At 63.6% G+C, this 11512-nt stretch carries 9 protein-coding genes; 5 read left to right on the plus strand and 4 right to left on the minus strand.

Annotation, left to right across the window (positions count from 1 at the left end; translation table 11 throughout):
• Positions 1 to 10: 10 nt before the first annotated feature.
• Together J4G38_RS20655 and J4G38_RS20660 are read left to right on the plus strand one after the other, a co-directional pair.
• Complete coding sequence (locus J4G38_RS20655; protein ID WP_210514000.1) at positions 11 to 3850, plus strand: T9SS type A sorting domain-containing protein; 3840 nt, start codon at positions 11 to 13, stop codon at positions 3848 to 3850.
• Between the two features lie 91 nt (positions 3851 to 3941).
• Entirely contained in the window at positions 3942 to 4154 is a 213-nt protein-coding gene (locus J4G38_RS20660; protein WP_210514094.1) for a PID-CTERM protein-sorting domain-containing protein, read from the plus strand.
• Between the two features lie 95 nt (positions 4155 to 4249).
• On the opposite strand, the gene J4G38_RS29025 is transcribed toward J4G38_RS20660, so the two are convergent.
• A complete protein-coding gene (locus tag J4G38_RS29025; protein WP_210514001.1) occupies positions 4250 to 4954 on the minus strand; it encodes a phosphatase PAP2-related protein in 705 nt (234 codons plus the stop codon).
• Between the two features lie 151 nt (positions 4955 to 5105).
• Here J4G38_RS29025 and J4G38_RS20670 point away from each other — a divergent pair, with 151 nt between their 5' ends.
• A complete protein-coding gene (locus J4G38_RS20670) occupies positions 5106 to 6419 on the plus strand; it encodes an amidohydrolase (protein ID WP_210514003.1) in 1314 nt (437 codons plus the stop codon).
• Positions 6420 to 6746: 327 nt separating this feature from the next.
• Positions 6747 to 8318, plus strand: a complete 1572-nt coding sequence (locus J4G38_RS20675) for a M4 family metallopeptidase (RefSeq protein ID WP_210514004.1) — start codon at positions 6747 to 6749, stop codon at positions 8316 to 8318.
• Positions 8319 to 8348: 30 nt separating this feature from the next.
• Here J4G38_RS20675 and J4G38_RS20680 read toward each other — a convergent pair whose 3' ends face one another.
• A complete protein-coding gene (locus J4G38_RS20680; RefSeq protein ID WP_210514005.1) occupies positions 8349 to 9086 on the minus strand; it encodes a hypothetical protein in 738 nt (245 codons plus the stop codon).
• 80 nt (positions 9087 to 9166) lie between these two features.
• Entirely contained in the window at positions 9167 to 9937 is a 771-nt protein-coding gene (locus J4G38_RS20685) for a tetratricopeptide repeat protein (protein WP_210514007.1), read from the minus strand.
• A gap of 207 nt (positions 9938 to 10144) precedes the next feature.
• Between J4G38_RS20685 and J4G38_RS20690 the strand changes: the two genes are divergently transcribed.
• On the plus strand, positions 10145 to 11029 hold the full coding sequence (locus J4G38_RS20690) for an alpha/beta fold hydrolase (protein ID WP_210514008.1): 885 nt from the start codon (positions 10145 to 10147) through the stop codon (positions 11027 to 11029).
• A 47-nt stretch (positions 11030 to 11076) separates the two neighbouring features.
• Here the strand turns inward: J4G38_RS20690 and J4G38_RS20695 are convergent, their stop codons facing one another.
• The gene (locus J4G38_RS20695) at positions 11077 to 11472 is read right to left on the minus strand and encodes a methylated-DNA--[protein]-cysteine S-methyltransferase (RefSeq protein WP_317198219.1); all 396 of its coding nucleotides are present in this window, start codon (positions 11470 to 11472) and stop codon (positions 11077 to 11079) included.
• Between the last annotated feature and the right edge of the window lie 40 nt (positions 11473 to 11512).

Genomic DNA, 11512 nt, shown 5'->3' on the forward strand with positions numbered 1-11512 from the left:
TCCGAAGCAAATGACTTTTAAACGTTTACGTAAATTCGTGATGCTGCCCGCCGTGGCGGCCACGGCGGCCGTTGGCCTCGCCCTGTGGGGCCAGGTGCGGCACACTCCCCTGGAGGCTTCCTCGCACCGCGAGGCCCCGCTGATTTCCGAAGACCCGCTGGCCGACAACACCGACCTGTACGCCTTCCGCGACCCCAACGACAGCACCCGGATTAACATCATCGCCAACTATATTCCCTTCGAGCTGCCCCAGGGCGGGCCGAACTATTCGACGTTCGGTGAGAATATTCGCTACGAAGTGCACGTGAAGAACAAGAGCACGACGGCCGGCGACGACATCACCTACCGGTTCACCTTCACGCGCACCAACCAGGACCCGAGCACGTTCTTCAACATCCGGCTGGGCCAGCAAAACCTGAAAACCACCTACCTCTGCGAGAAAAGCACGGACGGTGGCGCCACGTTTTCCACCATCGTGGCCAGCGGCGTTGTGCCGCCCAACAACATCGGACCGCGCTCCATCAACGGTGCTGCCGGCTTGAACCAAGCCGCGCCGTATGAATCGCTGCGGACGGCGGCCATTACGCCGGCCACGGGCGGCGGCGGCGAACAGATATACTGCGGCCCGGCCGATGACCCGTTCTTCGCCGACCTGGGCGCTATTTTCGACCTGGCCGGCCTGCGGCCCGGCTCGGCCACCGATGGCCTCTCGCGCAAGAACTGCCACACCATCGCGCTGAATATTCCGATTGCGACGCTGCAAAAAACTGGTCAGCCAGTGACGGCAGCCACCAACATTCTTGACCCCAACTACGTGATTGGCGTGTGGGCCTCGGCCAGCCGGCCGCAGATGCGCACCTTCAGCACCGGTACGGGCGAGGGCGCCAGCGGTGGCTACGTGCAGGTATCGCGCCTGGGCATGCCGCTCACCAACGAGGTGATTAACCCCATCGGGGGCAAAGATGCCTGGAACGCGACCACGCCCTACGCCGAAGCCGCCGTGACCGACGACTACCTCTCGAACCCTGAAGTGGACCTGTACATGGCCGACAACACGCCCGTGGCTCCGGCCGCACCCAAGGCCAACGGCCAAACCTTCTACGGTGAGGCCGTGCCGGCCCTGAATGCGCTGCGCATCCAGACCAAATCGCTGGCCGGGCAGCCGGCCCTGGGCGGCAATGCCTTCACGGGTTTCGACTTCCGCAACCAGGCTTCGGGCCTTTCCGGCCTGGCCGGCAGCCCCAACGTGGCTGGCACGGCGCTGGCCCCCATTGCGCAGGGCGGCTTTGGCGAATACCTGCTGGTGGCTGGCAAGCCCCGCTCGGTGGACGTGAAGCCCATCTTCCACACCGGCGTGCCGAACCTGATTCCTTACCAGCTGGCCACGGGCAAAACGCCCGGCAACCCGCTCACGGCCGGCAAGCCGTTCATCAACAACTTCCTGCCGTTGCAGGCTGGGGGCCGTGCCAACCCCGGTGGCGACATGCTGCGCCTGAACATGGCCGTGCCCGCCACCCCGCGCAACTCGGCTGATTTCAGCAACCAGGGCTTGTTGAAAGCCGCCGTGCTGGGCCTCACCGACCCGCGCTTCACCGCCCGGCCTACCTTGCTGCAGCGCATCCCCAACATGGACGGCTTCCCCAACGGCCGCCGCCTGGAGGATGCCGTGGACCAGATTGAGCTAAAAGCTGCCGGTGGCCTCGTGCTGGCTGCTATTGGCTTGTGGTTTGATGACTACACGCCCACCAGCCCCTCGCCGGTAACGCCCGCCTTGCTCGGGCAAGTGACTTTCACCAGCGGCGTAGAAGCCAATGACACAACTTTCCGCGCCGCCTTCCCTTACGTGCAAACGCCCTGGAACGGCACCGGTTCGGCCAGCGGCCCGACCAACACCATTACCTACCCTGACCTGACGGTGAGCACCGCTACGGGTGTTGATGCCGGCACGTACAACAACGTGACCATCACGAGCACCGGCGTAGCTTCCTTCAATGGCCCCGTACAGGTAAATGGCGTTCTGACCGTGCAAACGGGTGGCACGCTGAGCACCCAGGGCGTGCTGGCCACCAGCTGCCTGCCCATCACCGGCCCCGGCAGCTTTGTGCTGCAAGCCGGCGCCACGCTACGCGTATGCAACCCCGATGGCCTCACTGCCACGGGTGCTACCGGCGCTGTTCAGCTCACCGGCTCGCGCAGCTACTCTACCGATGCCAGCTATGTGTACAACGGCAGCGAAGCCCAGACCACCGGCGCGGGCCTGCCTGCTCAGGTACGCAGCCTGACCGTGAACAACGCCACCGGCCTCACCGTGAACAACGGCGGCGTGCGCGTGGCCCAGACCCTGGCCCTCACCAATGGCAACCTGAATACGGCCAATGGCCAGATGCTGACCCTGCTCTCGACGCCGACCGCTGGCACTGCCTTGGTAGTGAATACCAACGGCTCCGTGGTTGGGCCGGCCACCATGCAGCGCGCCATCGACCCGAGCTTGAACGCCGGCGCGGGCTACCGCCACTACAGCTCGCCGCTGACCAACGGGACGCTGGCCGACCTGACCACTGGCACCGCTGGCTTCAGCCCGATATTCAACACCACCTACAACACGGCCCCGATACCGGCCAACGTAACGCCGTTCCCGAACGTGTTTGGCTACGACCAGAGCCGCGTGACCCTGGCCGCCAACTCGGTAGCCGCGTTCGACCAGGGCTTCTTCGTGCCCCTGGCCAGCGACCCCATGGGCTTGCTGACCGGCTACACCGTGAACATCGGGGCCAGCTCGGTGGTGGACCTGACCGGCACGCTGAACACGGGCGTGGTGACGCGCGGCAGTCTTACTCGCGGGGCACTGGCCCAGAGCGGCTGGCAGCTGCTTGGCAACCCGTACCCGTCGCCCGTCGACTTCAGCCAGACGGCCGGCGTGACGCGCACCAACGTGGACGACGCCATCTACGTGTACCAGAGCACCGGCCAGTACGTAGGCCAGTACCGCAGCTACGTCAACGGCGTGGGTACGCCGCAGGTGGCGGCCATGCAGGGATTCTTCACCCGCGTGACGACGGCCGGCACCCCCGGCAGCTTTGCGCTGAATAACGCGGCCCGCGTCACCACTTTCGGCGCTACTCCGAGTTTTAACAAAACCACCGAAACCCGCCCCATGGTGAAGCTGCGCCTGCAAAGCAGCAGCCCGCTCATCGACGAAACGACGGTATACTTTGAGCAAGGCGCCACGGCGGCCTTCGACCCGCGCTTCGATGCCTACAAGATTCCCAACTCCACGGGCCTGAACCTGAGCAGCATCATTGCCGGCGACGAGCTGTCGATTAATGGCCTGATGCCCCTCGCCACGGCGCCCGTCACGGTACCCCTGAACGTGGGCCTGCCCGTGGCCGGCACCTACACCCTGAACGCGGTGGACCTGCTGAACTTCGGCGGCACCAACCAGGTGTTCCTGCTCGATACCCAGACCGGGGCGCGCATCAACCTGGCCCAGCAGCCTACTTACACGTTCACCACGCAGGTAACGTCGCTGGCTGGTCGGTTCAGCCTGTACTTCGGCCCGGCCCTGAGCCCCACGGCCACCACGGCCGCCGCCCTGGCCGACATGGTGCAGCTTTACCCCAACCCGGCCCATGCCAGCTTCACGCTGATGCTGCCCGCCGAAATGGGCCGCGCCGCCGTATCGGCCAAGCTCTACAACCAGCTCGGCCAGCTCGTATCCACGCGCACCCTGACGGTGACGGCTGCTGGTGCCTCGTCGCAATTCGATGTGTCGGGCCTCACTCCCGGCGTGTACTCACTGCGCCTGACCGGTGGCCCGGCCCAGGTAGTGAAGCGCGTGGTGGTAGAGTAGCAAATGGTCGGTAACACAACCCAGGCCGGCTTTTCCGGTCTGGGTTGATGCCGAAGTTTTCTTATTCAGTTTTCCTCAAATAGCCTTTCTGATGAAAAAAACCTTTCTCTTACGCGCCATCTACGCCACGGTCGGATGCGTGCTGTTCACGGCTGCCGCTGCGGTGGCCCAGCCCGGCTCGGGTGGCCCCACGCCCGGCACTACTCCCACCGATACTCCCATTGATGGCGGCGTTTCGCTGCTGCTGGCCGCCGGTGGGGCGTATGGCCTGAAACGTCTGCGGGCCAGCCGAGCCAAAAAATAGCCGGCTGAATATTGGCCCCAAACAAAAAGCCCTGCCGGTCCGGCAGGGCTTTTTGTTTGTTCGGTAAATGACGAGTTGGTCGAATTAGCCTGGCATCAGGCGGCCGGCTTGGGCGCCTGACCAAGCACCACCCGGCCCGCCAGCCAATACGCCAGCCAGCCGAAAAACGGCGCCGCCAGCACATCGTAGGAGTAGTGCACGCGCTGCACCAGCACCAGCAGGCCCACGGCCACCATCATCAGGCCCAGCACCCAGCGCCAGGCGCGGCCCCGGCCGGCCAGCGCCAGCAGCATCATGGTGGCGGTGTGGCCCGAGAAAAACAAGTCGCGCACAATGGGCTGGGTGGTCACCTCAAAAATGCGGTCCATCACCGGGTCGTGCAGGATGAGCAGGGTAGTGGGGGGCTCCAGCGGCAGCAGCCACAGCGTGCCCATGCGCAGCAATTGCAGGAAATAATAGGCCCAGAAGGCCCGTAGCAGCAGCTGCGGCCGGGGCAGCAGGTAGACCAGCGTGGCCGCGATGGCGCCATAAATCAGCGTGAAGGTGGGCACCGACACGTCGTGCACCGGCAGCAGCGCCAGCAGGGGGTCGGCCAGCAGCCGGCCGGGCCGCGCCTGAATGAAGTGGTAAAACCCGGGCACTACCGGCAGCAGGCTCAGCAGCAATGCCACCACCAGCCCCAGCCGCAGGCGAAAGCCCGGCTGCGCCCAGGCCACGGGCCAGGACTGCGTTTCCGAATGATTTTCCCGTGACCGGCTGGCAGTTTGGGGGAAGTCAAGAGGTTTGAGGAGTGTGGCCACGAGATAGAAGCAATCGGAGAATTAACAAATTATAAAGCACAAAAATACATCAGAGGCTGAACAGTAGCGCGCTAGTCAGCAACGCTGGCGTAACATTGCTAACCGGCCAAAATGTGCCGCGCCGAAATCATTCGCACCCTACTTTTTCTTCATGCGCAATTATATCCCCGCTTTTTCAACTGGCCTGGCCCTGCTACTGGCCAGCCCGGTCCAGGCCCAAAACGCCGCCCTCGATGCCCGCATCGCCCAACTGGCCACCCAGGAAGAAAGCAAGGTCATCGCCTGGCGGCGCGACATTCACGAGCACCCCGAGCTGGGCAACCAGGAAACCCGCACGGCCGGCCTCATCGCCGCGCACCTCAAAAAACTGGGCCTGGAGGTGCAGACCGGCGTGGGCCGCACCGGCGTGGTGGGCATTCTGCGCGGCGGCAAGCCCGGCCCCGTGGTGGCCCTGCGCGCCGATATGGACGGCCTGCCCCTCACCGAAACCAGCGGCCTGCCCTTTGCTTCCAAAGTCACGACCACCTACCTGGGCCAGTCCGTGGGCGTGATGCACGCCTGCGGCCACGACACCCACGTAGCCATGCTCATGGGCGCTGCCGAGGTGCTGAGTCAGGTGAAAAACGACCTGCCCGGCACCGTGAAGTTTATTTTCCAACCCGCCGAGGAAGGCTCGCTGCCCGGTGTGGAAGGCGGCGCCAGGCTCATGGTGAAGGAAGGCGTGCTCGACAAACCCAAGGTGGATGCCGTGTTCGGCGTGCACATCAACGCCCAAACCGAGGTGGGTAACCTGGCCTACCGCCCCGGCGGCGAAATGGCCTCGTCTGACCGGTTCACCATCAAAGTGCATGGCAAGGGCTCGCACGGGGCCTACCCCTGGAACAGCGTGGACCCCGTGGTGACGGCCGCCCAGATTATTATGGGCCTGCAAACCATCGTGAGCCGGCAGGTGAAGCTGATTGACGACGCCGCCGTGGTCACGGTCGGCACCATCAACGGCGGCGTGCGCTACAACGTCATCCCGCCCGATGTGGAGATGTCGGGCACCATCCGGGCCCTGAACCCGGAGGTGCAGAAGCAAATATGGGCTTCCATCCGCCGCATTGCCACCAACATTGCCGAAAGCGCCGGCGCCACGGCCGACGTCACCATCGACCCTTACGTGCCCGTGACCACCAACGACCCCGCCCTCACGGCCCGGATGCTGCCCACGCTGCAGGCCGCGGCCGGCCCGGCCCACGTCCGCGAAATCAAGGCCGTGACCGGCGCCGAAGACTTTTCCTTTTACCAGGAGAAGGTGCCCGGCCTGTTTCTGTTCGTGGGCGGCATGGCCAAAGGCCAGGACCCCGCCACCACGGCCGACCACCACACGGCCGGTTTTCGCATCGATGAAAGCGGCCTGACGTTGGGCGTAAAAACCCTGGCCACGCTGGCCGCCGACTATCTCAGCGAGAAACCCCGTTAGCAAAAAACGGACCGATTGAGCCGCTCACCTGATGTTCATGTTTAAAGGCGGATTCGAGTTGCGTGAATGCAGTTTATTTTGCCCGTGGTGTGTGCAATTTGGGTATTTGTAATAAAATTTTCAGCAATAAGTAAGTTTATTCGCATTTAATAAGTATGTTTCATCTTATTAAATGCGAAATTCATAATTGCCGCCAGGGCAGGCACGATTGAGAGCATCAGCGGCGATTTCGAGAAACTTGTTGATTTCGATACTACGCCTTCCTGAGTGCCTCGGCGGCCCTGAAACGCGCGCTGGCCCATGTGGGCTGCGGGCGCCACCACATACATGTGGCAGGACCTAGGCGAAGAAGCCGGCCTGAAGCAGGAAACCAACAATTCGGCTGCCACCTACTACCCCCAGGGCGAGCTGGTGATTGTGCGCAATGAGCTGGCCACCAAAGGCAGCGCCAAGGACCAGCCGGTGCTGGCCTGGAAATTCGACATCTACGCCCAGGAGCCGGTGAGCCGCGCCTACATCTACGTGGACGCCAGAACCGGCGAGGTGGTGTTGCAGGACAACATCATCAAGCACGCGGGCGCTACGGGCACCTTCGCTACGGCCTACAGCGGCACCCGCTTCGTGGCCGACGGCACCACCACGGGCGGCTACTTCCTGCGCGAAACCACGCGCGGCAGTGGCATCCAGACCTACAACATGAAGAAGGGCACCCAGTACAACCGGGCCGTCGATTTCATTGATGCCGACAACTACTGGACCGCCGCCGAATACAACAACGCCAACTTCGACAACGTAGCCGGCGATGCCCACCTGGGCGCCCAGTGCACCTACGACTACTGGAAAAACGTGCACGCCCGCAACTCCTACGACAACGCCGGGGCCAGCATCAAAAGCTACGTGCACTACAGCCGCAGCTACGAAAATGCGTTCTGGGACGGCACGCGCATGACCTACAACGCCGGGGCCACCCGCTTCCGCCCGCTGACAGCCATGGACGTATGCGGCCACGAAATCGGCCACGCCGTGTGTGAGAATCCGGCCAACCAGACTTATTCCAACGAGTCGGGCGCCATGAACGAAGGCCTCTCCGACATCTGGGGTGCCAGCATCGAGGATTATGCCGTGACCACCCTGGGCGTGACTTCCAGCGGGGCCAAAGTAAAAAGCACCTGGCTGATTGGCGAGGAAATCGACAAGCAGCAGGCGGCCTTGCGCTCCATGAGCGCCCCCAAATCGCAGGGCCAGCCCGACTACTACAAGGGCATCAACTGGTACACCGGCACCTCCGACAACGGCGGGGTGCACACCAACTCCGGCGTGATTAACTACTGGTACTACCTGATTTCGGTGGGTAAGTCGGGCACCAACGAGAAGGGCGTGGCCTACACCGTGCCCGGCATTGGCATCAACGCCGCGGCCAAAATCACCTTCCGCATGGAAGACGTGTACATGGTGGCCAGCTCGACTTATGAGCAGGCGCGCACCTACTCCATCCAGGCCGCTACCGACCTGTACGGTATGGGTTCGACCCAGGTAACGGCCGTGACCAATGCCTGGAATGCCGTGGGCGTGACCACCGGCGCGGCCCTCGTTGCCAACACCGGCACCGGCAGCACCAGCAGCCCGGCCGCCAACGCCAGCCTCTCCGGCGCTTTGGCCGATGCCGCCCATGCCCTCAGCCTGTATCCGGTGCCTGCTACCAACGAACTGCACCCGATGCTGGGCGGCGATGCCGAAATCAGCAGTGTGCGCGTGACCGATGTTCGCGGGGCAGCCGTTGGCACGGCCCGCTACAACGGCAACGGCACGCTCGACGTGAGCAGCCTCGCCAAGGGCATGTACCTCATCCGCGTGAGCGACGGGCAGCAAACCTTCCGTCAGCGCTTCGTGAAAGAATAGGTGCTCTTTTTTGGGCTAATTACGAACCGCTTATTTGATGGAATAATCCAGCTTTAGCATGAGCGTGGCAAAGCCGTCGTTGTTGAGGGAAGCCCCGCCGAGGCGCACGTTGATGTCGTCGAGCTGGTCGGTGGTGGTGAAGTAGTAATTGCCTTCGAGGTTGGCGCGCAGCTGGTCGGTGAGGCGCACGGCGAAGCCGAGGCCCACCGGCGCAACGCCGGCCATGGCCGGGTAGTCGTTGCGTTCCGGGGCCAGGAAGGAGGTGTTGGAGTTGGCCCGTGCCGTGCCGATGTAGGCTTGTGGGTCGTAGAGCAGCAGGCCGGCCCCGCCCTGCACGTACACCTGAAAGATGGGTGCTTCCGCCGTCGAGGCCGCGAATATGGACTCATCGGGCAGCAAATCGAACCGCAGGAAAACCGTGCCCATGCCGTTGGTGCTGGTGAAGGCCAGGCCGCGCTCCGGGGCTTTGTCGTGGGCGCCCATCTTGAAGTAAGAAAACTCGCTGCCCAGGTGCAGGTGCGCGGTGAGGCGGTAGAGCACGCCCAGGCTAATGGCGGGCCCCAGAAAATCGTTGCCGGGGCTACGGCCCAGGTCGCCGTCGTAAAAGGCCGTGCCGCCGCCCAGCGTGACGTGCAGCGGCCCTTGGTAGAAGGGCCGCCCCTTGTGATTGTAGTGGCGCACCTGGTAGTGATACTGGGCCATGGCCGCGTGGCCGCTGAAAAGGCTGGCCGCCACCAACACGCCAAAAATCATTGCGCGAATCCGCATACTATTCAAATGAAGGTGAGGAAAACCGCCCATACGGCGAGTAACGACCAAACGGCTGAAATCCGTCTGTGGCCCCGGCTTTATTTGAAGGTGCCCTGGGGGTCGGGCAGCTTGGCCAGCAGGTCGGTGATGAGGTCGAAATCGAGGCTGGTGACGCTCAGGCTCTGGCCTTTGTGCACGGCGGCCCAGGCTTCGGGGTATTTTTCCTGGTAGTAGAGGCCGCGGGCCAGCTGCTGCCAGGCCACGGCGTTGGTGGGCTCGGCGGCAGTTGCGCGCTGCAGGAGCTCCATGCCGGCGGTGAGGTCTTTTTTCTTCTTGGTTTGGCCGTAGCGGATGAGGTAGCTGGCGCCCAGGTCGCTCATGAGCAGGGTGCTGCCGGGCGAGAGGGCCAGGCCCTTGGCCAGGAGGCCGATGGCGGCATCGGGCGAGGGCTGGGAGCTGGCGATGATGCCCAAGCCGCGATAGGCTTCGGCATTCTGCGGGTTGAGGAGCCAGGCCAGGTTGAAGCGGTAGGTGGCCGTGTCGGGCTTGTTTTCGCGCAGATAATCGTAGCCTTTGGTGGTGAAAAACGCGCTGGCTTCGTCTTTATTAGTGAAGCTGGCGGCAATGGCTTTGAGCTGGGCCTCGCCGATAACTTGGGTGGCCTGGGCCGGGGTGAGGCCGCCGAACAGGGGTTGCAGGCGGGCGGGCTTGGCCGGGCCGGCCGCGGTGGTGGCCAGGCTGCCGTCGGGGTTGGCCACGGTGGTGTGGCCTTTGCGCTGGGCCTGGGCGGGGGCGGCCAGCAACAGGCCCAGCAGCAGCACGGCGGCCAGCGCCTGCGAAACAGTTTTGAACGAAGCGGAAATCTGCACGAAGACGAAAAATAAATAATTGATGAAACCTGACGGCCCTTAAAAACGGCCCGGCGGGGTTTCTGACAAAGATAAAGCCAATGCCGCCACGGCAGCGGAGCGGCCTTCAGTGAACGGGCCGGCAAACTGAAGTGGGCGGCCGGGCGTACGTGGGCCACCCCGCCGGTTAGCGGTGGTTCTAAGCTCCACCTCCCTTCTTTCCTCCCCATGCGTCGTTTCCTGTTGTTGACGCCCGTGGCCGTGCTGCTGGCCGTTTTGGTAGTGGTGCTGGCCAGCGAATATGCGATGGCGCGCCCCAGCTACCGCACCAAAGACGTGGCCTACGTGCCGGCCACCGCCCCCGATTTTGATAAGGAGCGGCACATTCTGGACGTGTTTTCGCCCAAAAAAGCGGCGCCAAATGGAGTGGGCTACCCGGTGGTGCTGTTTATTCACGGCGGCAGCTGGACGAGCGGGAACAAGAACATCTACACCTTCATCGGCCGGCGGCTGGCCAGGCAGGGCGTGGTGGCGGTGCTCATCAACTACCGCCTGGCCCCGCCGGTGCACGTGCCCGAGCAGGCCGCCGACTGCGCCCGCGCCCTGGCCTGGACGGTGAACAACATCAGGCAATACGGCGGCGACCCGCAGCGCGTGTTCGTGATGGGTCATTCGGCCGGGGGCGGCCTGGCGGCTTTATTGGCCACCGATGATGCCCTGCTGGCCGCCAACGGCCTGCCCCAAAACCCCGTGCGCGGCGCGATAATGGACGACCCCGCCGGGCTCGATATGTACAGCTACCTCAAGGAAATGAAGTACGAGGGCGACGCGCAGTACCTCGTGCCCTTCGGCAAAGACCCGGCGGTGTGGAAGGCGGAGTCGGCTATCTACAAGATTAAGCCGGGCATGCCGCCGTTCATCTTTTACATCGGCGGGGAAACGTACCCCAGCATCAGCGGCAGCTCGGGGCGGTTTCGGGATAGGCTGAAGGCCATTGGGCAGCCCGCGCCTTATACCATTATTCCCGGCCGGCACCACATTCCCATGGTGTTGCAGCTGTATTGGCAGCACAATGTTATTTATAAAGGGCTGCTTCAACTGGTGGGCGCATAGCAATTGTAAACCCAAGGCTAAGCATTTCTGCATTTAACAGAACGTCCTCACCCAAACAGGCCGCCCTGCCGCGTGGACTGCTCGAATTCCAGCAGCCACTTCTTGCGGTGCATGCCGCCGGCGTAGCCCGTCAGGCTGCCATCGGCCCCGATGACGCGGTGGCACGGCCACACGATGGCCAGCGGGTTCTGGCCATTGGCCGCGCCCACGGCCCGGACGGACTTGGGGTTGTTCAGCACCCTGGCCACGTCGAGGTAGGACGCCGTGCGGCCATAGCCGATGCCGGTGAGCGCCTGCCACACCTGCCGCTGGAAATCGGTGCCGAAGGCGGGCGCGTAGGTCAGGGTAAACTCACGCAGCTCGCGGTCAAAATAGGCTTGCAGCTGGCGGTGCGCTTCCTGCAAACAGGCGGGTACGGCGGCGGCCGGCGTGGCAACTATCATCCAGGAAGCTCACGGCGCTTAGGCCCGCATCGGTGCCAAT

It is taken from the genome of Hymenobacter terricola (assembly GCF_017921975.2).
GTDB classification, from domain to species: Bacteria; Bacteroidota; Bacteroidia; order Cytophagales; family Hymenobacteraceae; genus Hymenobacter; species Hymenobacter terricola.

What these genes read in the sequence shown, in the direction of transcription:
- J4G38_RS20680 (WP_210514005.1), bottom strand. Translation starts at nt 9,086, where the DNA reads ATGCGGATTCGCGCAATGATTTTTGGCGTGTTGGTGGCGGCCAGCCTT.
- J4G38_RS20690 (WP_210514008.1), top strand. Translation starts at nt 10,145, where the DNA reads ATGCGTCGTTTCCTGTTGTTGACGCCCGTGGCCGTGCTGCTGGCCGTT.
- J4G38_RS20670 (WP_210514003.1), top strand. Translation starts at nt 5,106, where the DNA reads ATGCGCAATTATATCCCCGCTTTTTCAACTGGCCTGGCCCTGCTACTG.
- J4G38_RS20675 (WP_210514004.1), top strand. Translation starts at nt 6,747, where the DNA reads ATGTGGCAGGACCTAGGCGAAGAAGCCGGCCTGAAGCAGGAAACCAAC.
- J4G38_RS20660 (WP_210514094.1), top strand. Translation starts at nt 3,942, where the DNA reads ATGAAAAAAACCTTTCTCTTACGCGCCATCTACGCCACGGTCGGATGC.
- J4G38_RS20655 (WP_210514000.1), top strand. Translation starts at nt 11, where the DNA reads ATGACTTTTAAACGTTTACGTAAATTCGTGATGCTGCCCGCCGTGGCG.
- J4G38_RS20695 (WP_317198219.1), bottom strand. Translation starts at nt 11,472, where the DNA reads ATGATAGTTGCCACGCCGGCCGCCGCCGTACCCGCCTGTTTGCAGGAA.